This window comes from Mesorhizobium sp. WSM1497, from assembly GCF_001672455.2.
GTDB classification, from domain to species: domain Bacteria; phylum Pseudomonadota; class Alphaproteobacteria; order Rhizobiales; family Rhizobiaceae; genus Mesorhizobium; species Mesorhizobium ciceri.
Map to the genome: position 1 here is coordinate 6150195 of NZ_CP021070.1, position 21902 is coordinate 6172096.

At 59.0% G+C, this 21902-nt stretch carries 22 protein-coding genes and 3 pseudogenes; 14 read left to right on the forward strand and 11 right to left on the reverse strand.

All coding sequences use genetic code 11. From position 1 onward, the window contains the following. Positions 1-11: 11 nt before the first annotated feature. Positions 12-1046 (reverse strand): hypothetical protein, encoded by a 1035-nt coding sequence (locus A9K65_RS30105; protein ID WP_064993418.1) that lies wholly within the window; start codon positions 1044-1046, stop codon positions 12-14. A gap of 286 nt (positions 1047-1332) precedes the next feature. On the opposite strand from A9K65_RS30105, the gene A9K65_RS36180 reads away from it, so the two are divergent. Next, on the forward strand, positions 1333-1542 hold the full coding sequence (locus tag A9K65_RS36180; protein WP_224655926.1) for a hypothetical protein: 210 nt from the start codon (positions 1333-1335) through the stop codon (positions 1540-1542). Between the two features lie 34 nt (positions 1543-1576). Here the strand turns inward: A9K65_RS36180 and A9K65_RS30115 are convergent, their stop codons facing one another. Beyond that, positions 1577-3172, reverse strand: a complete 1596-nt coding sequence (locus A9K65_RS30115) for a hypothetical protein (protein WP_086081353.1) — start codon at positions 3170-3172, stop codon at positions 1577-1579. Positions 3173-3417: 245 nt separating this feature from the next. Then, the gene (locus A9K65_RS30120) at positions 3418-4170 is read right to left on the reverse strand and encodes a hypothetical protein (RefSeq protein WP_064993415.1); all 753 of its coding nucleotides are present in this window, start codon (positions 4168-4170) and stop codon (positions 3418-3420) included. Positions 4171-4298: 128 nt separating this feature from the next. Here A9K65_RS30120 and A9K65_RS30125 point away from each other — a divergent pair, with 128 nt between their 5' ends. The 3 genes from A9K65_RS30125 to A9K65_RS30135 all read left to right on the forward strand — a co-directional run bounded on the left by A9K65_RS30125 (position 4299) and on the right by A9K65_RS30135 (position 6697). Further along, positions 4299-4742 (forward strand): transposase, encoded by a 444-nt coding sequence (locus tag A9K65_RS30125; RefSeq protein WP_064993414.1) that lies wholly within the window; start codon positions 4299-4301, stop codon positions 4740-4742. Beyond that, a complete protein-coding gene (tnpB, locus tag A9K65_RS30130; RefSeq protein WP_064993413.1) occupies positions 4739-5095 on the forward strand; it encodes an IS66 family insertion sequence element accessory protein TnpB in 357 nt (118 codons plus the stop codon). Before A9K65_RS30125 ends, tnpB begins: the two co-directional genes overlap by 4 nt. A 69-nt stretch (positions 5096-5164) precedes the next feature. After that, complete coding sequence (locus tag A9K65_RS30135; protein WP_064993412.1) at positions 5165-6697, forward strand: IS66 family transposase; 1533 nt, start codon at positions 5165-5167, stop codon at positions 6695-6697. Between the two features lie 292 nt (positions 6698-6989). On the opposite strand, the gene A9K65_RS30140 is transcribed toward A9K65_RS30135, so the two are convergent. From A9K65_RS30140 to A9K65_RS36660, 3 genes are all read right to left on the reverse strand, one after another. Then, the gene (locus A9K65_RS30140; RefSeq protein ID WP_064995672.1) at positions 6990-8099 is read right to left on the reverse strand and encodes an IS110 family transposase; all 1110 of its coding nucleotides are present in this window, start codon (positions 8097-8099) and stop codon (positions 6990-6992) included. Continuing rightward, a complete protein-coding gene (locus A9K65_RS30145; RefSeq protein ID WP_086081354.1) occupies positions 8051-9082 on the reverse strand; it encodes an RNA-directed DNA polymerase in 1032 nt (343 codons plus the stop codon). Before A9K65_RS30145 ends, A9K65_RS30140 begins: the two co-directional genes overlap by 49 nt. 329 nt (positions 9083-9411) lie before the next feature. Beyond that, entirely contained in the window at positions 9412-10197 is a 786-nt protein-coding gene (locus tag A9K65_RS36660; protein WP_176479564.1) for a thermonuclease family protein, read from the reverse strand. Between the two features lie 1113 nt (positions 10198-11310). On the opposite strand from A9K65_RS36660, the gene A9K65_RS30160 reads away from it, so the two are divergent. From A9K65_RS30160 to A9K65_RS30170, 3 genes are read left to right on the forward strand one after another with little or no spacing between them, the layout of a single operon-like run. Further along, on the forward strand, positions 11311-11577 hold the full coding sequence (locus tag A9K65_RS30160; protein WP_064993282.1) for a DUF3892 domain-containing protein: 267 nt from the start codon (positions 11311-11313) through the stop codon (positions 11575-11577). Between the two features lie 56 nt (positions 11578-11633). Beyond that, a complete protein-coding gene (locus A9K65_RS30165; RefSeq protein WP_084015674.1) occupies positions 11634-11879 on the forward strand; it encodes a DUF2188 domain-containing protein in 246 nt (81 codons plus the stop codon). A gap of 22 nt (positions 11880-11901) precedes the next feature. Continuing rightward, positions 11902-12447: a hypothetical protein gene (locus tag A9K65_RS30170; protein WP_086081355.1), complete on the forward strand. Its 546-nt coding sequence runs from the start codon at positions 11902-11904 to the stop codon at positions 12445-12447. Between the two features lie 523 nt (positions 12448-12970). Here A9K65_RS30170 and A9K65_RS30175 read toward each other — a convergent pair. Further along, positions 12971-13504: a hypothetical protein gene (locus A9K65_RS30175; protein WP_064993284.1), complete on the reverse strand. Its 534-nt coding sequence runs from the start codon at positions 13502-13504 to the stop codon at positions 12971-12973. Between the two features lie 246 nt (positions 13505-13750). Here A9K65_RS30175 and A9K65_RS30180 point away from each other — a divergent pair, with 246 nt between their 5' ends. Beyond that, positions 13751-13987: a DUF2188 domain-containing protein gene (locus A9K65_RS30180; RefSeq protein ID WP_086081356.1), complete on the forward strand. Its 237-nt coding sequence runs from the start codon at positions 13751-13753 to the stop codon at positions 13985-13987. Between the two features lie 440 nt (positions 13988-14427). Here the strand turns inward: A9K65_RS30180 and queE are convergent, their stop codons facing one another. Genes queE through queC form a run of 3 tightly spaced genes read right to left on the reverse strand, consistent with a single transcriptional unit; the run spans position 14428 to position 16213 of the window. Further along, positions 14428-15162: a 7-carboxy-7-deazaguanine synthase QueE gene (gene queE, locus A9K65_RS30185; RefSeq protein ID WP_064993285.1), complete on the reverse strand. Its 735-nt coding sequence runs from the start codon at positions 15160-15162 to the stop codon at positions 14428-14430. Next, positions 15159-15515: a 6-carboxytetrahydropterin synthase QueD gene (gene queD / locus A9K65_RS30190; RefSeq protein WP_013533306.1), complete on the reverse strand. Its 357-nt coding sequence runs from the start codon at positions 15513-15515 to the stop codon at positions 15159-15161. Before queD ends, queE begins: the two co-directional genes overlap by 4 nt. Beyond that, positions 15515-16213 carry a 7-cyano-7-deazaguanine synthase QueC gene (gene queC / locus A9K65_RS30195; protein WP_064993286.1) on the reverse strand — a complete coding sequence of 233 codons (699 nt, stop codon included), beginning with the start codon at positions 16211-16213 and terminating at the stop codon, positions 15515-15517. Before queC ends, queD begins: the two co-directional genes overlap by 1 nt. Positions 16214-16665: 452 nt before the next feature. Here queC and A9K65_RS30200 point away from each other — a divergent pair, with 452 nt between their 5' ends. Then, positions 16666-17055, forward strand: a complete 390-nt coding sequence (locus A9K65_RS30200) for a hypothetical protein (RefSeq protein ID WP_064993287.1) — start codon at positions 16666-16668, stop codon at positions 17053-17055. A 209-nt stretch (positions 17056-17264) separates the two neighbouring features. On the opposite strand, the gene A9K65_RS30205 is transcribed toward A9K65_RS30200, so the two are convergent. Then, a complete protein-coding gene (locus A9K65_RS30205; protein WP_064993353.1) occupies positions 17265-17519 on the reverse strand; it encodes a helix-turn-helix transcriptional regulator in 255 nt (84 codons plus the stop codon). A gap of 522 nt (positions 17520-18041) precedes the next feature. Here A9K65_RS30205 and A9K65_RS30210 point away from each other — a divergent pair. The 5 genes and pseudogenes from A9K65_RS30210 (at position 18042) to A9K65_RS30230 (ending at position 21864) form a co-directional block, all read left to right on the forward strand. Next, positions 18042-19007, forward strand: a pseudogene (locus tag A9K65_RS30210) (glycosyltransferase family A protein). Then, positions 19004-19185, forward strand: a pseudogene (locus tag A9K65_RS30215) (polysaccharide pyruvyl transferase family protein); the annotation flags it as partial. The pseudogenes A9K65_RS30210 and A9K65_RS30215, both read left to right, overlap by 4 nt. A gap of 420 nt (positions 19186-19605) precedes the next feature. Continuing rightward, a complete protein-coding gene (locus A9K65_RS30220; protein ID WP_064993288.1) occupies positions 19606-20013 on the forward strand; it encodes a hypothetical protein in 408 nt (135 codons plus the stop codon). Positions 20014-20045: 32 nt separating this feature from the next. Beyond that, a pseudogene (locus A9K65_RS30225) lies at positions 20046-21058 on the forward strand (polysaccharide pyruvyl transferase family protein). Beyond that, positions 21055-21864: a galactosyl transferase gene (locus A9K65_RS30230; RefSeq protein WP_064993289.1), complete on the forward strand. Its 810-nt coding sequence runs from the start codon at positions 21055-21057 to the stop codon at positions 21862-21864. Before A9K65_RS30225 ends, A9K65_RS30230 begins: the two are co-directional and overlap by 4 nt. Positions 21865-21902 lie beyond the last annotated feature (38 nt).

Sequence of the window (21902 nt, forward strand, 5' to 3'; positions counted from 1 at the left end):
TGACGGAACTTTCAGCGCATGACTTTGCTGGTCTCAGCGATGATTTTGGGGTTCTGCCCAATCGCAATCGTGTAACTGAAGCGCGCCACACCTTTTGCCTGCTTGTGCCTTGGCAGGCTGCGGACGACCCAGTCATAAGTGCCCGACACCATGCATCGCTCATTGGCACAGGTGACTATGACGCTCTCGTCGTGGAGATTGTATCCCCGTTCCGGCCATCGTTGGAAATAGCTTCTCTTGTCGGCGATGATCGAGCTTAGGTCCGTTGGCTTTCCGTAATAATCGACGATGCCAGCATACGAATTTTGAACCTGAGCGATCGCCAAATCTGCGTTGTCGCCATGGTGCTCGATGAGCCCCTTGATAAATGCTACCGCCGCGCTCTCTAGCTGCCGCTCGTCTGCGCTGGCTTCAGCGGGGGCCGGACTGGGCGTTGGCGACACACGCGACGTGTCAACGGACGGCGGCGTGGTAGAAACGTTGGTTACGCGCAGTTCAGCCATCTCACTGGCGGAGAGATATCGCATATCAAACCTGTCGTAACTCAATGCTACGGCCATCAACTTGGGGTCAACGCCCATCTCGGACATGTAGGACATGATATCGGCAGTTACGGCTTGAACGTTGGCCACAGCCTCGTCGGTAGACATTCCGTTCTCTGGGGCGAAGGATGAGCGATGAACACCAATAGAGCCCGGGTCGGCAACACGGCGAACGCCACCCATGTAAGCTAACGAGCAAGCCGACGCGCACTGCAACTGTCGGACTTGAAGCGTATCAAGGCCGGCTGCCCGGATCAAACGTCCAAGCTGCATTGCACTTCCGATACTGCCGCCCGGCGAGTCGAATACGACCACCCTAGCCCCACTGCTTGTGACAGCGTGGCTAAACTCATTCAGAGGTTCGTTGACCCCAAATTCACCAGAGACGATGAGAAACGGAAGCTCGCCCGGCGACGATACCGGCTTGTATTCCAGAGCCTTAGCTGAACTTGATGTGGCGACAATAACTGACGCGACAGCGAGAAACTTCACAACCGAACGCATAACCCAACATCCAAACCCACCAACCTCAACTAAGAGCCACTTAAAGATCTATTTCAAGGGGCAACTGGACCGGGGCAACTGGCGATGAGAGAACTGGTTGAAATTCAATGTCTGTTGGGAACATTAAAACGATGTGTAACCTCTACAACCTCACCACTTCGCAAGAGGCCATCCGCCAGTGGACCGGTACCTTGCGGAACATCTTGGGCAACCTTGAGCCGTCCATTGACATCTATCCCAACTGGCCCGGCCCCGTGGTCCGAAACGCTCTCGAAGGGGGCGAGAGTTGGCCTATCTCCTGAGGGGAATGCCGTCACCTTCGGAGCGAGTGACAGGCAAAGCCGATTACGGGACCACCAACATTCGCAAGACCAACTACTTTCATTGGCAGCCGTATCCGGCACCGGACGACGCTTTGGTGATTGTCGAGAAGCCCGCCACGCAGATCAAGTTTCCGCTGGGCTCGACACCCGGTGACCAACTACGTTTGCTCTAGACAGTGCGGACGCCCAACCGATGAACAGCAGCCCTCAATCCTCGGAGTCGGCGATGCGCTTCCATTCGCCGTCGCCGGTCATAAATTGGCTAAGGCGGCTGATAATGCAAATCAGCTCGACGAGACGCACCGCATCGACATCGCGCGTATGCATCGTCGGACGGCGAGTGGCGATAAGCGCCTGTAGGTCAAGCCGCAGCCTTTGTTCGTTTGGAAAGACGTACCCGAACGCTTGATTCCAGTTATCCGCGCGAAGCACGATCGCCATCAGGTCGCCAAGATCGAGATAAGAAAGCAACGCTTCATCCCGCTCGCCATTCGCCATCGCCGCCGCGCGAAGATCACGCGCCTTGTTACGGATTTCGCCCCCAACCCTCTGCTTGAACCACTGCGGTCCGCCCACCGCTTCCATCTTCTTCGAGATGAAGGACCGCAACGCGCGCTCAAAGAAGCCTATCGCGCTGAAGGCATCATTTCTGGGATTGGCCGACCGTATCTGAACGGACAGCCCCGCAACGTCCAGCAGCGCGACGGACCTACCAGCTTCCGAAGCGCCGGCCGCGAAACCGCTCTCTATGACAACCTCGATCGCACCAGTTGACGTGGTCTCGATCAGACCCGGGTCAACCTTGGCTTCGCGGTAGTGTCGTTGGCGCATTTCTGGATCGCTCCAGAAGCGGTTTGGCAGATCAGACCGCGTGTGCCAGTTGCCGAATAGCTCCTCATAGGCTGTGAAGCTTGATCTCGCCGCGAAGCCAAGCACGTCTCCAGCACCAGCCAGTGCGGAGAGCTTCAACCGGGTTGTCTGCAGCCCAGCGGACAGAGTTTCCGCTCCCAGAGCGCTCAGACGCAAGCGGCCTACCTCAGCCGAGAGGCTCAAGACGCCAGTAGCGGCCCGCTGGATTAGCTCGATTTCTTTGTTTGGCGTGCCAGTCGGCATGTGCACCGCGAGCGTACCCGTGCTAGCGAGTTGGCTTGCCCACTGGGTGGCGCGCGCAATCAATGCCATGCCAGGCGATGCCTGAAGCTCGGCAATGGTCGGCGATAGGGTCGATCCCCTTGCCTGCAGCTCGGCGAAGGTCTGCGATAGGGCCGATCCCTTTGCCTGAAGCTCGGCGATGGTCGGCGATAGGGTCGATCCCCTTGCCTGCAGCTCGGCGAAGGTCTGCGATAGGGCCGATCCCTTTGCCTGAAGCTCGGCAATGGTCGGCGATAGGGTCGATCCCCTTGCCTGCAGCTCGGCGAAGGTCTGCGATAGGGCCGATCCCTTTGCCTGAAGCTCGGCAATGGTCGGCGATAGGGTCGATCCCCTTGCCTGCAGCTCGGCGAAGGTCTGCGATAGGGCCGATCCCTTTGCCTGAAGCTCGGCGATGGTCGGCGATAGGGTCGATCCCCTTGCCTGCAGCTCGGCGAAGGTCTGCGATAGGGCCGATCCCTTTGCCTGAAGCTCGGCAATGGTCGGCGAGAACGGCGACACCTCCAGCCCGCTGATCGCCTTCGACAGGGTCGATTCCGGAAGGTTGCTGATGGCCGTTGAGAGGGTCGACAGCTCTAGCCCGCGACTCAGTCGATCGAGCGGCCCATCACTTTGGCCCGTGGCGATGTCGGATAAGCTCTTGAATTTGTCCATCGTCTTCACGCTAACGGTTGTTTGGTTCCGGCAAGTCTTTGAGCTGACCCAACGTATCATAGCGCCGTATGCGCTGAGTCGACAGTTCCCTTTGCATGAGGTCACGAGGCAGCGGGTTCACCGCTCATCCCTCCAGATGACTCGGCGCACCACTCTGATGCGGAGCGCCAAATTTCTGACGGAAAAATGTGAGCCCAGCATCGACCTGATGCAGTCTTTGGGTTTCCCTGGCGGGGTGGTCGGATCTATATGTACTTGGACGTAATGATCCGCCAGAGCATTGCTGTTGTCAGCCTCTTCGATCTTGCGCGCCGCGTTCTCACCGCTTTCTTGGTTGTCGGCACGTTCCGCTTATCGTCGTAAAAGACGATATTTCGGTCAAAGAAGGGCTTCAACATCGGATCGGCTCTGATAGCGCCAGTGATGTCTGCCAGCCAACCATGCCGAACTCCTTCGTAGGCGAGCAACCAGTCGGGACCGTCGGCTGATACGGCCTTCACCCGGCGCTCCCAATCCCGGATTGGAGCCTCCGGAGCAAGTCCGCGAGATGCCATGTCGAGAATGAGCAAGCAGATCGCTGGACATTCGATCTTCGCAAGAAGAGCAGCTTGGGCGCCCAACTGCAGCGGCAGTGCCAAGCCCTTCATGAGGAAGATCGCCCATGCAACTTCATAGTGCTCGCCGCGCTCCAAGCCGCCTTTTATAATCGACGTCAAGCGCTTGGTGATGAGACTTTCGTGTATCGTCCGCCCCTCATGGCGCATGTTGATCAGAAGCGCTGACACTAGGTCGATGTTTCTCGGATCGACCATCAGGGCTCGCATCAGGAAACTTTGCAGGTATAACGCGTCGGGCACCTTGATTTCAGAACCCTGTATCAACGACAGCGCGTAGCGAAGAGGTCGATCTACAGGGTTTTGTTTTTGTAGATCGAGAGCGACCTCACAGAAGTTTTGCAAAGCAATGCCGGACAGCTCGGGGCCTATTCGCGCCGCCACCTGGAGGGTGTGAACCCAAGGTGTTCCAACGTTGTCGACTATCCCGATAACTGTAAGCGCTGTTCTGGTGGCACCTTTCGCGCGTGGTCGTGAGGAACGATGTTCGGAGCCTTTGAGGGCTTCGACACATGACGATTTCAGAGCTTACGCTTAAATCCAGCAATCTTGAGCCCGCGCGCCGTTTCGAGGTGTTCACGGGTTCCGGTCGGCGGCGCGAATGGCTGCCGGAAGAGAAAGCCCGGATCGTGGCTGAAAGTTACGATGCCGGCGAGACCGTGAGTGCCGTGGCCCGGCGGTATGCATTGTCCCCGCAGCAGTTGTTCGCCTGGCGTCGGGCTGCTCGTGTGCCGTTGGCGGAAGCGCTGGCACCGGAACCGTTGTTCGTGCCGGCAGTGGTGCCGGCTCCGAAGCCGGAACCGACGGGGAAACAACAGCCACAACGCAAACGGAAAGCTGCCCGCGACGCCGGCGTTATCGAGTTGGAGATCGACGGCGTCGCCATGCGGGTCGGCCGTGGCGCCGACGCCAAGACGGTGGCGGCGGTGATCCGCGCGCTGAAGGCGACGTCGTGATCGGGCCGACGGGTGCGGTCAAGGTCATGGTGGCGACGAAGCCGGTCGACTTCCGCAAGGGTGCGGAGGGATTGGCGGCGCTGGTGCGAGAGACGATGGGGGCCGATCCGTTCAGCGGGGCCGTTTACGTCTTCCGGGCGAAGCGGACTGACCGGATCAAGCTGATCTTCTGGGACGGCACCGGCGTCTGCCTCTATGCCAAGCGCTTGGAGGACGGGGAGTTCCGCTGGCCAAAGGTTCAGGATGGCGTGATGCAGCTGACGGCGGCGCAGTTCTCGGCGCTGCTCGAAGGACTCGACTGGCGGCGCGTCCACGAGGCGCGCCGGACCCGTGTTCCAGCCCAGGCGGGCTGACCCGCGACCAAGTGAATCAGCCTGGATTCCGCTGTCGCGGGCTGTCGACGAATATGGTCTGATCCACTCATGGCGATGACGGCGGACCAGCTTCCCGACGATCCGGATGCGCTGAAGGCGATGGTGCTGGCGCGCGACGTCGAGAACGCCCGGTTGATCCAGATCATCAAGGAATTGCAGCGCCACCGCTTCGGCCGTCGTGCTGAGACGCTGCCGGAAGACCAGCTGCTGCTGGGACTTGAAGAAGCCGAGCAGATCGAGGCGGCCGGCGAGGAGGAGAACGAACAGGCTGCTCCCATGGAGCGTCAGGCGCGTGTCACCAAGCGTCGGGCGAACCGCGGTGCGTTGCCACCCCATCTGCCACGCACGGATATGGTGGTCGACATCGAGGACCATGCCTGCCCGTGCTGCCGCAATGACTTGCATCGGATCGGCGAGGACGTAAGCGAGCGGCTCGACATCGTTCCGGCGCAGCTGCGTGTGATCGTCGTGCGCCGACCCAAATATGCCTGCCGAGCCTGCGAAGACGTGATCGTTCAGGCTCCCGCGCCCGCCCGGCTGATCGAAGGCGGCCTGCCGACCGAGGCGACGGTTGCCCAGGTTCTGGTCTCCAAATATGCCGACCACCTGCCGCTGTATCGCCAGGCGCAGATCTACGCCCGGCAGGGCATCAATCTCGACCGCTCGACACTCGCCGACTGGGTTGGCCGTGCCGCCTGGCACCTGCGTCCGGTTCACGAACGGCTGCTGGCGAAGCTGAAGTCCTCGCCAAAGCTCTTCGCCGACGAGACCACGGCGCCGGTGCTCGATCCCGGTCGCGGCAAAACGAAGACCGGCCAGCTCTGGGCCTATGCCCGCGATGATCGGCCATGGGACGGAGCCGATCCGCGCGGCGTCGCCTATGTCTACGCGCCCGACCGCAAAGCTGAGCGTCCGATCGCTCATCTCGCGGGCTTCACAGGAATCCTGCAGGTGGACGGCTATGGCGGCTATCGCGTGCTCGCCGACAAGAGCGGCGTGACGCTCGCCTTCTGCTGGGCGCACGTGCGCCGGCGCTTCTACGAACTCGCCGCGGCCGGTCCCGCGCCAATCGCCTGCGAGGCGCTGAGACAGATCGCCGAACTTTATCGCATCGAAGACGACATCCGTGGACGATCGGCGGAGCAGCGTCGTGCCGTGCGCCAGGAAAAGAGCCTGCCGATCACCGTCGCTCTCGAGCCCTGGCTGCGCGAGAAGCTCGGGCTGATCAGCCAGAAGACCAAGCTCGCCGAGGCAATCCGCTACACGCTGTCGCGTTGGGAAGGCCTCTCGCGCTTCCTCGATGATGGCCGCATCGAGATCGATAGCAACACTGTTGAACGCTCGATCCGTCCTATCGCGCTAAACCGCAAGAATGCACTCTTTGCCGGATCGGACGGCGGCGCCGAGCACTGGGCCGTCGTCGCTTCGCTAATCGAAACCTGCAAACTCAACGGCGTCGAGCCCCTCGGCTATCTCGCCGATGTCCTCACCAGGATCGTCAATGGCCACCCGAACAGCCAGATCGACGACCTCTTGCCATGGGCCTACATCCAGGCTCACGAACTCAGCGCAGTGGCCTGAGAACATCGCTCTGATGTCCGCTGTCAAGGTTTGGAACGCAGAAGGTCGCCCGATCCGAGGAACGGCTGCTCATTCTGATGAGCGCGCATGGGTGGAGGCGGAACTGAAGGACGTCGGTGATCAAGCTCTGATGCGCGGGTTGGCTACCGCATTCCCGATTGTGCGTCCGGGGCTGTTCCTATCTTACTGCGGGCGTCGGTCAATTTGCCGGCCACAAAGCGTCTGACGGGCATTCCCCTGCCGTGGTCCCGCCTCCGCCCATGCGCGAGGTGTAGACTGCCGCGGCGAGCGATCAGGTGGAGCGTGCCTCCCTGGCGACGGCCCACATGAAGCCGACTAGTTCGCGGGCGATCGCCGTGCAGACCACCGTCGTTCGCTTGCCTCGCGCAACCAGCTTTCGATACCGGGTCGTCAGGCGGGCCTGAGCCTTCCATGCGATCTCACGGACTTTCGGCGGTGCCTGCTCCAACCGGTACAGCTTCGCCTTGCCGATCCGGGGTGGATGTCGATAGGTCCAGGCGCTCTCAACCAGCATGTGGCGAACGCGGCCATTGCCTGCCTTGGTGATGCCGCCACGCCTGATTGTCTCTCCAGTCGACCGCTCGCCGGGAACGAGGCCGAGATAGCCCATGAGCTGGCGAGGGCTCTCAAAACGGCTTACGTCGCCGACCTCGGTGGCGAACGTCACGGCGACGATCAGATCGACCCCACGCAATGTCTGGAGCGCTCGCACGATCGGCGCCAGCGACCAGTTCGGGATGAACTCTTCGATCACGCGATCAAGCCGTTCCACACGCTCTTTCGAGACGCGCACCGCTTCGACCATTTCCTGGAGCGCGATCTGATGTGCAGGATAATCGAACCGCTGCTCCTGCAACCAACGCAGGTAGCGCATGGTCCAGTTCTTCGTGCGCGGATAGGCACGACCATGCTTGAGCATGAAAGCGCTCACCTGCTGGCGATGGACCCGCAGCGTCTCGACCGCGGCTGCCCGGGCGCGAACGAGATCTCGCATGGCTTCGTGATCTTCATCGGGAACCCATACCGCCGTCAGTTCGCCGGCGCGCAGCAGCCTTGCCAATGAAAGAGCATCCCGGCGGTTCGTTTTCACCCGATCGCCAGGCTTCCTTGGAATCAGCGATGGCGCGACCACGGTGCATTCATGGCCAAGGGAACGGATCAGCCGGTAAAGGCCATAGCCGGTTGGGCCCGCCTCGTAGCATAGGTGGATGCGATCGAACTTGGCAGCGATCCGTTGGATAACGCGGCGCATACTCGTATCCGATGCGTCGACCTCGCCGAAGAACCGAACCTCTCCCTCCCGGCCGGCTTCCGCAATCGCGATGGCGTTCCTCAGCTTAGCGACATCGATTCCGACAAATGCTTCCCTATAATCTGCCACGGCTCGTCCTCCTGTGATGAGGATCGGCTCGGACCGCCCGAGCAACCCTCGGACGCGCAGTGTAGGGTGAGCCACCTCACCGGCAGAAGCGGACATACGGTCTTACCGATAACTGATGTCTTTCCTCCGTGAATTTCTAAACCTACCTCAAGGTAGGTCGTCCGTAACGCAGAAAGCAGTCGTTCTGCATCACCAACAGTTTCAGTTCCTATTACCCAATCATCCTGCAGGCGATCGGCTGCGCCGCGCTGAAGACCGGTCCTCAGCATCGGTCTGCTGTCGATGTAGCCTGAGAGAATATCCGCGACTATACGGGATGTATCGGGCCCTATCGGGATGCCCACGGACTGACCTCGATTACATTTACGGAGAAGTACGTCGATTCGATCACCCAAGCTGTCGTTATACTTCTTGCGGTTTTTCTTGACCCGTTCCTTACCATAGGCCGCCCAAAGCACCGAGTGGGTGTATATGGATGGATAGAAGCGAAGAACGTCTGATTTGACCTCTACATCGTAGGTAGCTCGAATGAGTTGTTTGTGCACCGCGTTGCTCTTGAAGTCGGGCTCCTCAATCGCCCTGTACGATTTGGATGAGATCATGGTTCTGGAGAAGCTAAATCGCTGCCGGTCCAGCCAGCGAGATATAGTCGCCCAGTTCCTTGTCATAACCGAAGCGAGCAGAAGCTGGGGCACTGGGTTTGTAATGTGCAGTTGTCGACGCTCGTTCTTCGCTTTTGGCGTCGAGTAGAGTTCGGGTTCAGTCTCGCTTATCTCCCAAAATTTCTGATGCTTTGCATGGCTGGGCTTCAGCGGGCCGCTCGCGGCCCATATCGCCAACAATTCCCGCGCATACTCGCCGAAATCCTCGGTTATAAAGGGGGCGGCAGCTCTTTTGGAAAGTAGCCCTTCGATAGCATGACTTGAAGCTTGTCCAAAAATACGCTCCCCGAGCCCACGATACGGAAGATCAGGGTAATTCACATGGGTTTCCTAAAAATTGCCAACGCCAAATGATGGGTTTCCAAAGGTGCGCTGGACTTGCCGACCTCGCACATGATGCTGAAGACCGAGGACGCCTTCACCGGACCCATGTTCGACGCCATCAACGGGATGCTGGTCGACATGCTCGCGGCCATTGTCCGCAAGTACTATGACGACCGACGCGCAGGCAGGCTCAAGGGGATCGCCAAGGCAAAGGCCGAGGGTCACATGAAGGTCCGTCCCGAAGACGCCGAGCGTAGCGAGGCGATCATGGACATGCTGCGGAAGGGCCAGAGCTGGGACACCATTGTGCGAGAAGGCGTCTTATCCTATCCGCACCAAGGGCGGGGCGTTGGCGGACAGCTTGTAGAGCCGCAGGCGAACGGGACGGCCAGCCCCTCTGACACCAATATGTCGCCCACATCTTGGCCATCGGCAAAGAGTGAGCCGCAACTTCGCCCGTAGTTGCACCTGTCGGTGCCCTCAGTGCCTGCCGGGCAGGAACATGGAACCATCTTCAGCTCAAGCTTCGCCGCAGCAACCAACTCTTTGAGGCGTGCCTTCGCTCGACGCCCGAGGTTTCCCTCAGAGTCGCACCTTGGCTCGATGCTTTCGGGTGCGTTGAAGCCAACCAGCCGGGTCCCCTTCGCGGAACTGTTGAGCCGAATGGTATCTCCGTCCGTTACGGTGAACTGGGTTCTGGCAAGTGGCACCCTGTAGCCTGCTGCGTCTGACCTCGCGAAGGAGGGCATGCTTGGCCAAGTGATTTGGCCGCCCTTGACAACGAACGAATAGATCAGGGACCCGACGACCAATGCGAGAGCGATCCCAAAGGTTCTGACGAACCTGCCTGCCAAGTATCGAACCTCCCGAACGAGTGGGTTGCGCCAACGGCGCGGTCGCCAACGCGGCGATGGGGGCTTGTAGGTGCCTGGATGTGCGGGTCCTATCGCCTCATAGAGCTTCGCCCACTGCTTCGCGCTCAACCGCGTGCGCGGGCCGTATTTCACCAATCGGTCACGCATATCGAGGAGGAACTGGCGCTGCCATTGGCTAAGGTGGCCGCGAACCAATGCAGCCTCGATACGGGATTTCAGATCGTCCTCAGGCTCCATTTCGGTGGCCCCGCCCCTTCGCAACAATACTGGGCGGCCGGTGCAGCATACAAGTCCGATGTGGGACGCGGGAGAGGACCGAAATCATGTGCGCATGGCCCAAGGAGGCCTAGAAGAACGGCTGTTGCTTGATGATCGGAATTGCCGGATTGGTATTGTGCACCGTAACGCCCCTGCACGATGCTGCTGACGCCGCCGGTTGCGACGGCATTGGCGACCGAGAACGGGCCGATCCACGGGAGCGATGGTTCCGTCCCACCGTTAAAGGCGAACGCTACGCCAAGCTCGGCATGCAAGAAGAGATAGTTGTCAGCGGACGCGTTAAGGGAGAGCGCATTGCGCTTGGTGAGCGCTCGCCACGGTATTGATGGCAACAACGTTCGCAGCAAAGGAAGCCTTCTCGCGCGCGATGGCAGCTGCGGACTCATCCGCGCTAATTGCGCCGATCGCCTGCGCCATCTTAATGTTTTTGAGACTCCCAAGTATGTTTGCTGGGCGGCAAACAGCGGGCTGTATTTCGTTCGCAGAGCCTCAAGCTCACGCCCCTGGTCCGCTAGGACGCCGTTCCGCTCCTTGCTGGCCCTTCGCACCGATACCGACCATGTCGTTGATGCGCGCCTGCAGCGTAGAGAGGTCGGTCGAAATGCTAATTAGCAGGTCGTCGCTACTTGCAGCCATTGCTTACTCCATGGCGGTCGATCGCGCCGGGCGCGGTGGGTATTTTGACATCTGCGGATTGCTGTAAAAAGGAAATGATGGCGCGCCGCGTTCAAAGGATTGGGCGGACCACGAGGTAGTGACGATACGACAGCAAAGCTGACTATCTCAGCGTCACTATATTGTTAACAAAACGTTACTGGCCATTTACTGGAATGCCATTTTTGCATAAAAAAGAGGCAGACGGTGATTCGCCGTCTGCCTCTGTCTGTTGCGTACTCACGGTCTTGTGGTGCCGAGTGGACGAACAAGACCGCGTGTCCGCTCCATAGCAGGTCGGTAACTAGCGTCCTGAGGCGTTTTTGACAAGCCACAGGAGCTACGTAATGGTCAGACATCCTCCCAAGCCCTGCCATTCCCAATTGCTCCGCAAAGCGCTCGAAAGGAGCAATTGCAATGGCAGACGTGCAGGTAACTTGCATCAACAAAGTCCCACGTGAGAACAAGCACGAGGCTATTACAAACCTCGGCAACTCCACCGGGAAATGGTCGAGATCACAAGTGATCCAATGGATCGAAGCGGGCACGCATACTTTCTACACATCGGTAGGCGGAAAGCGCGCCAACGTCGCTGTGGTCAATGGCCCCAACGAGAAATACGTCCGCACTCACGCGGATGGCCAGTGGAACGATAATTTGCTGGCGCTTCCTGAGTGTCCGTAACGCTCTAACGATGGCGGGTTTCGGCCCGCCATCACTTTCTTCTCGGAGATTATCCTATGACCAAACTGCCGACATACACTCTGTCGTTTGACAAGAAAAAACAGGACTGGAAACTGCATAAAGATGGTGCCGACCGCGCTACTAAGCGGTTCGAAACTAAAGCGGATGCCACCGCTGGCGGCGTTCTATCCAGCGCGATTGGGAAAGATGGCGGCTCTGTCCGGATTGAGAAAAAGCGCGGCGGATATGAAGAGGAGAGAACGTTCCCCCGCGATCGCGACCCTAAGAAAACGCCCGGTTAGCCGCATAGAGAAAGCCCTCGGCATGGTGACTTCTGATTGGATTGCCGCTGTCGCGGTCGCTGTTTCTTTGATCTCCGCCCTGCTAGCATGGCTGTCGGCCGCACAAGCCAAACGGCAAGCTGACGCCGTGCTTGGTGAGGTGAATCCTACGTTTGGCGTCTACCAGGCTGAGTATGTTGAGTATTCACGGCAGGCTAGCCTAAAATTCGAGATTCTGAACCACAACAGACGAGCGTTGCTTGTCCATGAGTTGTCGTTTCAATACCCGGACGATGTAATCGTGTTTACCGATCATGACGACCTGACCGGTGTGATTGGGTCTATCATCGAGGCAGTCAAACAAGGCGGGCGAACAAAGAAATTTGCAATCCCGCACCGTGTGAAGGGATGCGGGATGAACGCTGTGCCGCATGAACTGGTCATACCCTTTAGATGTGGGTGGAGAACTGACGTGAAGCCGAAGTCATTTCGCTTTTGCTTCAAGGCAGAATATAGGCAGGAAGGCGGCTTGGCGACGGACCGCGCCTATGGCTGCGTTGACGTTGAGCCGCCGAACATTCTCCCTTGAACGCGCCTATCGAAAGTACTCGGCTGCAGAATCGTCGTGGTCATCCGAAGGCGGCGCCCAACCTACCTTTGGGAACGACGCCGGCGTGGCTCCAAGTGAGCCCAGGCATTGGTTGAGCGCTCTCAGGCCCGCAACACCCAGATCTCCGCTGCGCATTTTCCCAACTAGTAGCGCGGTAAGACCGACAATCCCGCGGCGGCAATACCGCAGCAAAGTCGGCGCCATCTCTTTCCAGGCCGCTTGCCCTGGCGCCGACAGCCATTCGTATGGCTCACCGATCGGCCGATCGTCGGGCGGCTCGAAGTGATTGACGTATCCGGATTCTTGGCAAGCGTCCCGGAAAGCCGCAATTGCTCAACGCTTTTTGCAGCCACCACCGGTCCTTAGGACCATCGGCCCTAGATATCCGACCACCCTACACCGTGGGCCAGATCCTACCTTTCCAAACATAACTTTCGGATTAGGTCTTGCGCGCTTCTCGTCGCATCTAGTTCATCAAGATCGTACCCAGCCCTCCCCTCCTTCAGTAGGGAAACAGGTGCAAGATACGACATGCCACCAAAAAGGCGGACACAAACATCGTTCCTAGTGCGACTTGCGAGGACCACAGCAAGTGTTCGCTACTGCTCTTCATGGCAGCCTTGTTGGATTTCAGCATCTCATCGTAATGGGCGCAGACTTCAGCTAGGGCGATGTGGAGCGGCTTCCCACTTTCTGCATCAGATGCCCAGCCGGAGGGATAATTGCCCACAGCATCAAAGTCTATCGGCTTGGCCGCCTCAAAAGCGTAAAAGGATGAAACCGACATCCCAAACGTCGCAAATAGTCCAACGGCACCAAAGAAGATGTCGACGTGTTCGGACTTATAGATAGCAAGCGTGCCAGCGACGACTACGGCGACAACCGCAACCATGAAACCGAGCAACGTCATCGCCCTCAAATCTGCTGCCAAAGCCATTGTTAGTTGTGCATCAAGTCGGCTCTCAGCTTCCCGCAAGATTTCCTTTAGCGTATCGTTGTCTGCCTTTTCGAGGCGAGAACTAAGTGAGGAAGCCATGATTCCATCTTTCGAATTTCAACCTGAGAAACCGCCGGGAGAACGCAAAGGTGTTAGGCACGAGGCCCCCAGACCTTCTCCGCCACCGCCACCCAAGCCTGCGCCGCCGCCACCGCCCAAGCCACCTAAGAAGTAACCTCTTACACTAGTCTTCCACAAATAACTCCACCGCAGTCGGCTCTGGCGTGCGTACGTTTACGCACGCGAAACTCCGGCGCTTGCCGGTTCATCTATGGGAGTATGCGAATGGCAAAACGAACTGTATTTCACTCGTCGCCGTCAAAGAGCGGTTGGAAGGTGACGCAAGGCGGAAACACCGTATCCGATCACAAGACCCAGAAAGCATCTGAGGCCGCCGCAACGGCCGCAGGTCGCGCTGTTCATAAGGCTGGCGGCCTCGCCCAAGCGGTTTTGCACAAGGCAAAGGGAACAATTCGCGAGGAACGCACCTACGGTGCAGACCCACGAAAAACCAAAGGTTAAGTTGCGGCGTCAGAGCTTGCGTAGCACAAAGTGGTCAACCTCTGGGTGCGCCAAACAAAGCCAACTGGCCGACGCTCAACTAAGCGGTAGACCTTGTTGCCTGCCGCATCGTAGAGGCCCGTAAAGATTGGCGCCGCGTCAGCCTCACAAGGCGGCCCGGTCAAATAGCTGAAGCGAGCCGTGGAAGACCGGCAGGCCGGTGACGCTAGACCATGACCTGATCAAGGCCCTGAAGGCCGAGGGACGGTCTGTGAGGCAGCCAAAGAGGCCCGGTGTTCACCTTCTGCGGTCCAGAAGGTGCTGACGTCGGCGTGAGGGGGCTTACCCAAGCCATAGCAGCGGCGCGACAGGCGCACGGGCTCTAGTTCCGTCCGGCGCTGACGGCGCCAGATTCTGGCCGAGGATAAGATTGGTGCAGTTCCCACACCGGCGAGCGAGACCTAGACGGCCCTCTTGTTACCCCAGAGCAGAACATGCAGCTGCGGCAATACGCGGGCTTCGAACCATCTGTCTCGCGTCACCTTTTCGATCAGCCACTCCATGCGCCTCATGATTCCGGCAAGGTCGACAGCTGCGTCTTCCTCGCCACGGCGCGGTGGCGTGTGATTGCCGGGTTGCAGATAGACCGGGAGACGTGGAAATCGGGCGGCGGCGTCTTTGGCGAAGGCGTAGTCACTCTCGTCGAAAACGACGAGCTTGAGCACGACTTGCGGCTTCTCCCGCGCCGCTTCGATGCAAGCCTCGAATGCAACCCAATCGGTCCTCATTTCGCTCGACGGCGGCTTTGGGCTGAGGACCAGTACGTCAAGCTCGGCAAACCAGTCCTTGGCCACCGAAGCTTGGGTTTCCAGCGCGAAGCGGTAACCTTCAGCATGGCCCCGCTCGATCAGGCCGCCGAAGGGCTGAATGGCGGGGTTGCCGCCCGACAGGGACACCATAACTGGCCGGGCGCCGGAAAGCGCAACCACGTTTTGCCACACCGCGTCCACTGGCATCATCTTCCATTCATCGCGGAATTGGTTGTCAACCGCATGGAGGCTGTCGCACCAGGAACAGCGGTAGTCACACCCGCCGGTTCTGATGAAGACGGTCGGCAAACCGATGAGCACGCCCTCGCCCTGGATCGTCGGCCCGAATATCTCGCTGACCCGGATTGCGGGCCGCGTGTCGGTCACGGCCGGTACTCCGCCCAGGTTTTAGGGGTTTCGCTCACCCTCACGGCGGCGGTTTCCGGCAGCCGTGCCTTGCACCATTCATAGAAATGCCTGGCCAGGTATTCCGCTGTGACCTGCTCATGCGCGAGCGCGTCGTTGAGGTGCCGGTGGTCCAAGCTCTCGTCGATATAGTGTTTGAGCGGCGCCAGATCGTGATAGTCGCGCACAAAGCCGTGCGAGTTCAGCTCCTTGGCCGAGAGCTCCACTACGACGATGTAGTTATGCCCGTGCAGTCGCGCGCACTGGTGCTCGGGTGGCAAGGAGGTGAGCTGATGCGAGGCCGAGAAGTGGAATTCCTTGGTAATGCGGAACATCAGGCGCTCCGCCTCCGCAGCGCCTCAAGCCAGAAATCGGTGTCCTCATAGTCGGTCGGGTCGGCGTGCTGCGCCAGATGAAACGCTTCGCGCCGCTCGACGCAGGTCCCGCACCGTCCGCAGTGACGTTCGCCGCCCTTGTAGCAGGACCAGGTCTGCGCAAATGGGGTCCCGTGCCTTGCTCCATCGCCGACGATGTCCGCCTTGGTGAGGTTCACATAAGGCGTATAAAGACGGATCTGCGCGTCTCCGTCGAGCGCTCGGTTCTGCATCGTCTGGAAAGCCTCGATGAAGGCCGGACGGCAGTCTGGATAGATGAAATGGTCTCCGCCGTGAGCGGCCATCCCCACTGCTTCGAGCTGCTGCGCGGCGGCGAGTCCGAAGGCGATGGCCAGCATGATGGCGTTTCGGTTCGGCACCACCGTGATCTTCATGGTGTCTTCGGCGTAGTGGCCGTCCGGCACGTCGACACCATCGGTGAGCGCGGAGCCGCAAAGGCCGCGGCCGATTTGGCGGATGTCGATGATCTGATGCGCAATGTCCAATCGCTGCGCGCACATCGCGGCGAATTTCAGTTCTTTGCTGTGCCGCTGGCCGTAGTCGAAGGACAGCAGCCCGACAAGTTCGTGCTCCGCTGCCACTTTGTGGGCAAGGGAAACGGAGTCCAATCCGCCGGAGCAGATGACGAGAGTCTTCATCGTGGTATCCTTGTTTTGACCGGGTAAGGCTGCGACCGGAGATTTCTCTGCGCTCCCCCTAGCCCAGCCAGTCAACTTTGTGAACCCTGTGGCGCTGACTCGCCGAGGGTGCGGCTGGGTCGCGACACCGCGCAGCCTCCTTAGGTCAATGTTCAAACCCGGGCATACGCTTAGAATCACAAATGCGAAGCCTCGCGATATGGCTTGGGAAGAATTCCCGTACTCGTGGGAGAGCGGAGGCTGCGGAGGCCACGCGCTGCCTAACAAGAGCAAGGGAGTGAGCGTGGTGCCGAGAGGTAGTTCAGTGGGCGTGCCCCCTCGCTTCAGCATCAGTCCGAATCGGACAGCACGATGGGCGGCAGAACCCCGGTTAGGATCGGTCGTCAGCCGACATCTGTGAACAAGCCGCATGCGTCGTTGCAATCACCCCTCTACTACGCGCAATTGCCGACATGGCCTCGCAGGAACTGGATTGGGCGATTTTCCAGATGGCGGTCGAAAGCGTCCGCTCTCTCTCATCAAGTTTCAGCGAAAGAGCCGCGGAGATAGCCGCGAGGAGCCAGGGTACATTGGTTTTCGACGTGCGGGTCGACGATGACCCGCAGGTGCAGCGAATCGCGGCAATCCGGTATCGAGGCGAACAAACTGGCGTGGTCGCGTTGGACAGGCAGGGCCTTCTTACCCACTATTGCATGGTGAATGACACGTTCTCAGATCTGATGGCGCCTTTGGAGAACTGGACAAGCATGCCCCTCTCAACGCAGGCAAAGATCGATATCACCGTCCATGCCGGCCCCTTCCTCGCCGCCCTACGAAATGCCGGTCATCTGCTTGGCAGTTAGCGTGACTGGAATGCATGTGTGATCCTGCATTCCCCCCGAACGCGCCGCGAGCGGCGCCCGAGCTAGGCTCTCCGGGCGCGTATGGCACCTGCTGCTCGCGTTGGTGATATCCTGGGCAAACGGACCTGTGGCGCAAACGCTGGGTTCCAACAATGCGAAAACGAGAGACCTGTTTCCCGGCAACCAACGGGAAACCGGCCTTCCACCGATCAGGCAGCGTCCAATATGTCCGCCTCCGTCTCAAGAATTCCGGCGGGTAGGGACAGCGATTTTGCGATCCGGTCCCTATAACCCTTGTTGTATCTCAGACCGGACTCAATGTTCAGGATTTCCTCAGCGGCAAGCCCGCACGCCACTGCCAGGTCCTCGACGGAATATCCAAGGTGCTCACGATAAGCACGGGTGATGTGGGTCCCCGCCGACATGGCCGTCAACACCGGCTCGGGAATGCGTGAATCTTTCATAAACACCTCGAAGAAGAGCAAAGATGCCCGGCACCTCGGGAGAGTTCCTCTGGACCCGGACAGTCAAATGAATTGACTCAATTCAGCCTGGAGGTCTGGTGCATGAGGCACCTAAGACCAGCGGCCGGAGGCGGTATATGGTGGCTCAACCGGGTCCGATCAAGTCGTAACAAACTGACCGCCGCAACATGGTCTGATCGACTGCGCCGACCATGCCCGCGCCACCCAGTGGGGCTGATCACCGCCGACGTTCCGGGGCAGTAGTTCGGCTTGCTCAACCCTGGATTCGGTGTTCCTGCTGGCCTGCTAGCCATGTCGAAGCAGCCGCCCCGGGCCAACGGGAACGGGCAAACGAGAGTGCGCCCGAGACCCGAGCTGATTGGTGCCATAGATGACGCCACGCTCGCCGCAGACGGCCTATCCACGCCATGGATGATCATCATCCATACAATCACTTTGGCCAACCATTGCCGAATGCGTTACTCGGGCCTCGCACAGACCTCCCGAAGGCATGGATGAGAATTGGCCTCTTTCACAATCGTCATCCCTTTTTATCAGAAAAAAGCGGGGATTCTTCGCCGTTCGCTACAGAGCGTATTTGAGCAGACTTATACGGGCTTTGAGGTTCTGGTTATCGACGATGAGTCCCCTCTTCCGGCTGAGGTCGAGCTGGAAGCGCTTGACGCCGATCAGAGGTCGCGCATCACGGTCATAAGGCAGGCCAACGCCGGCCCTGGTGGCGCTCGCAACACCGGGCTTGAGAACGTTTCGCCTTCGACGCGTCTCGTCGCTTTCCTCGATTCAGACGACACCTGGCTGCCACATCATCTGCACAACGCTTTTGAGAGCATGTTGTGCTTCGGAGGGGACTGTTACTGGGCCTCAATTCAAGCGAGCGAAGAGTTCTATTACCACCTCGCAATATCCGAACTTGCAGGGGCGGACGGGTGATTCGATTGGGGGAGCAGCCGCTTGTCATCGAAGTTCCTGACCTTGCAAGCGCAATGCTGAAGGACTGGAGCTTTCTCCATCTTTCTGGAATGGTGATCGGCCGTACCATCTTCAAAAAAATCCGTTTCGACGCCACTCTTCGGCGCGCCGCAGAGGACGTGCTTTTCTTCTGCGATACAATCCTCGCCTCTCGGCGCAGCCTGCTCTGCGGTGATCCGGGCGTCGTGCGCGGCTTGGGCGTCAATATCTTTCACCGCATCGACCGCACATCGCGCCGCTTCCTGCAGCAGCAATTCAACACCTGGGCAGCGCTCGACGCGCTCGAAGCTTGCTTTGCCTGACGGCCAGAGGAAGTTGAGTCAATCGCCACCCTCCAAGGGCAGAGCGCGTCGCCAGGCGCTTTGGAGCCAGGCCGGACTTCTTCGTCGCGGCAAAGTGCCAAACGTCGGCCTGCTCGCGCGTTGGGCGTGGCGTGACCCTGAGTTGCTGCTGACACTGAGGGAACTCGGGACAGCTAAGTTTGCGGAGGCGAAATGACTCCATATCATTGGGAATCGAGCCACGGCAATTTGGTGACGACCTCAATCTCTGGCTATGGGACTTTCTGTTGCCTGGATTCCGGGAGGTGCACCAACAAACAATGCTCGTGGGCGTCGGCACGGTCCTGAATTCGGGCCTGCTTCCGCGCGGTGTGCACAAGCTGGTTGTGGGAAGCAGCCGCGGGGAACCGCAGCTTAGTCCCGATGGCTCGCTCGACGGCTTGAAAAGTCGCTTTGGTGAGGTGCTGAACGGAATCCGCAAAGATTATCTTTAAGCAACGGGACGCTCCAGCAAATGTCGAAAATCAGCGTGGCGTGCTGCTCGCGGCCAGACGAGGTCGCGCGATTGAAGACACGCGATGACAAAGTCCGCGAGCAGCGACTCGGGCCGGAAATTCCGGAACTCCGTGGTGCTGAGACTTGGCGAGAGGTGCGTTGGCGGGTCCCACGCAAGTCACGCCGTTCTAGCGCGAGGAAGCTTTGATCGCATCCATGGCGAGACAGGCGCGGTGCCGAGCAGTTGGGCATAGAGGACACCGACAGAATGGGGCTGCAGCCTGGGGCAGACCCGGACCCTGTTCGTGCGTGATACACAGATGCTTCTTGTCCGCATACCGGTGATTTCGATCGGTTTGGGGTGCTGGGGGCTTCCGGGGCTGATATTCAGCCGGGTGCTCACCGGTCTGTTCAGCGCTGTCGTCAACATGGTGGTGGTGGAGCGGCTCATCAATGTCTCGGTCAGGGCGCAGTTGTTGGCGAATTTCAGGGCGCTCGCCAGCTCGGCCGTTCTGGCCGCAGGTGTAACGCTCGCCGATCATTGCATTGGCGCTCAGACCACGCAGACCGGCTTGGTTCTCCAACTCGCCGTCCTCATCTGCCTCGGCGGAACTCTCTATTGCGGTTTCAGTCTCTTTCTCTGGATCGTTATGGGCCGTCCGGATGGGCCGGAAACCGAAGTGAGAAAGCTCGCTTTCAAGGTGCTGTCCAAAGTCAGCCACGCGTGATCTCCAGCTCGTCAATTCAAAAGAGAGGTACGATGCCAGGTGCTCAGGAACTAGAACTGATTGCTGCGCTGCAGGACATAACGCATGATTGCCTAAAGATGTTCGTCAGGCCCGATGAGCCGATAGCGATACTGGATTTTCCCGACATCAAGAACTGTGGCGACTCGGCAATATGGCTGGGATTGCCTATTTGAAGGATCGTTACGCAAAGCGGCCTTCCTATGTCTGCACGACGGACGATTTTTCCCATGATGAACTCAAGGGGACGGCTCCGAGTGGGCCCATATTTATCCATGGGGGCGGCAATTTCGGCGACTTATGGGTATCTCACCAGGACTTCCGGGAACATATACTGGAGTTGTTTCCCGACCGGCAGATCGTCCAGTTTCCGCAATCGATCCATTACAGCTCTCCGGAACGGCTTGAGCAAAGCAGACGCGCCATTGGCCGACATAAGAACTTCGTGCTGCTGGTGCGCGACGAGGAATCCCTTCTGTTCGCCCGGGAAAAGTTCGATTGCCAGGTGCATCTCTGCCCCGACATGGCTTTTTGCATCGGCAGTGTGCAGCCTGATGCGCCCCGCTTCCCGGTGCTCGCGATGCTTCGCCAGGACAAGGAGCAGGTCGGAGCGGTCGATTTCTCTGTCTATCCCCATATCCCAAGGGAGGACTGGATCACCGAGCGCCACTCGAGGGTGGGCGTTGCAAAAGCGCTCGGTGCGGCATCTGCGTTGCTGCACCTCAGCCCCTCAGAAGTGCGGTTGCGCAAACTGAATGCCGCGGCCAACAACCGCTTTCGACGCGGCATCCGGCAGATTTCCCGTGGCAAGGCCATCCTTACGGATCGCCTGCATGTGCACATCTGTTCGATTCTCATAGGGCGCCCCCACGCGGTGCTGGACAACAACTACGGAAAAATTCGCCGGTTCATGAACGCTTTTTCAGGGGGTACCGATCTATCCTACAAGGCAATGTCGAATGACGACGGCATTAGATGGGCAAGAGAACAGGCGGTTGGCACAGTCAAAGACTGGAGACTGTCATGACTGCCGTAACGTTCATTGTTCCTGTCAGGCATCAGGATAACGCGCGTGATTGGGGCCTCCTGAAGAGGAACCTCGCCCAAACCGTCACATCCATTGCCAATCAAACCAACCCCGATTGGCGAGGCATAGTGGTTGCCAATGACGGGGCCGATCTTCCTGTCATGCCCGATAAGTTCTCGGTGGTCCGGGTGAGCTTTCCACCGAACGACATTCATGAGCGAGGCGATGCAACTGAGAACGACTTTCTGGATTCATTCCGCGCCGACAAAGGCCGCCGTGTTCTTGCCGGCATGCTCAATGCCGCTGGCAGCCGCTTCTTCATGATCGTTGACGACGACGATTTGGTAAGCTCTCGTATCGTGCAGTATGCTTCTAAGCATCCGAACGAAAACGGCTGGAGGATTGACAAGGGGTATCGCTGGGACGATGGCGGCAATGTTCTGCTCTGTCGTGACCAGTTCAGTCACTATTGCGGAACATCGCTGATCATTCGTTCGGATCTGTACGGGCTGCCGGCAAAAATCGAAGATGCCCCCATCGAATGGATCAAAGATACGCTTGGCAGCCACGTCCGTATAGCACCAGCTCTGGCCAAGCGCGGAACTCCCTTGAATTGCCTCCCGTTCCGGGCCGCTGTGTACCGTGTTGCACACCAGGGGTCGCACAATAAGACTCCGAGCCTCATGCAGATGTATTTCGTAAGCAGAAGCGCTCTGAAGCGCCCCTTCCGTGTCGCGAGAAATCTCGCCGGGTTGCGTCTGTTGTCAGCTCGCCACAGGAAAGAGTTCTTCGGACGACCGGAATAGACGGGCGGCTGCAAAGTTGTAGCAGGGCTTGAGCAATA

Coding starts and splice junctions, on each gene's coding strand:
- A9K65_RS30105 (WP_064993418.1), bottom strand. CDS start 1,046: ATGCGTTCGGTTGTGAAGTTTCTCGCTGTCGCGTCAGTTATTGTCGCC.
- A9K65_RS30115 (WP_086081353.1), bottom strand. CDS start 3,172: ATGGACAAATTCAAGAGCTTATCCGACATCGCCACGGGCCAAAGTGAT.
- A9K65_RS30125 (WP_064993414.1), top strand. CDS start 4,299: ATGACGATTTCAGAGCTTACGCTTAAATCCAGCAATCTTGAGCCCGCG.
- A9K65_RS30135 (WP_064993412.1), top strand. CDS start 5,165: ATGGCGATGACGGCGGACCAGCTTCCCGACGATCCGGATGCGCTGAAG.
- A9K65_RS36660 (WP_176479564.1), bottom strand. CDS start 10,197: ATGGAGCCTGAGGACGATCTGAAATCCCGTATCGAGGCTGCATTGGTT.
- A9K65_RS30160 (WP_064993282.1), top strand. CDS start 11,311: ATGGCAGACGTGCAGGTAACTTGCATCAACAAAGTCCCACGTGAGAAC.
- A9K65_RS30165 (WP_084015674.1), top strand. CDS start 11,634: ATGACCAAACTGCCGACATACACTCTGTCGTTTGACAAGAAAAAACAG.
- A9K65_RS30170 (WP_086081355.1), top strand. CDS start 11,902: ATGGTGACTTCTGATTGGATTGCCGCTGTCGCGGTCGCTGTTTCTTTG.
- A9K65_RS30175 (WP_064993284.1), bottom strand. CDS start 13,504: ATGGCTTCCTCACTTAGTTCTCGCCTCGAAAAGGCAGACAACGATACG.
- A9K65_RS30180 (WP_086081356.1), top strand. CDS start 13,751: ATGGCAAAACGAACTGTATTTCACTCGTCGCCGTCAAAGAGCGGTTGG.
- queD (WP_013533306.1), bottom strand. CDS start 15,515: ATGTTCCGCATTACCAAGGAATTCCACTTCTCGGCCTCGCATCAGCTC.
- queC (WP_064993286.1), bottom strand. CDS start 16,213: ATGAAGACTCTCGTCATCTGCTCCGGCGGATTGGACTCCGTTTCCCTT.
- A9K65_RS30200 (WP_064993287.1), top strand. CDS start 16,666: ATGGCCTCGCAGGAACTGGATTGGGCGATTTTCCAGATGGCGGTCGAA.
- A9K65_RS30205 (WP_064993353.1), bottom strand. CDS start 17,519: ATGAAAGATTCACGCATTCCCGAGCCGGTGTTGACGGCCATGTCGGCG.
- A9K65_RS30220 (WP_064993288.1), top strand. CDS start 19,606: ATGCTTCTTGTCCGCATACCGGTGATTTCGATCGGTTTGGGGTGCTGG.
- A9K65_RS30230 (WP_064993289.1), top strand. CDS start 21,055: ATGACTGCCGTAACGTTCATTGTTCCTGTCAGGCATCAGGATAACGCG.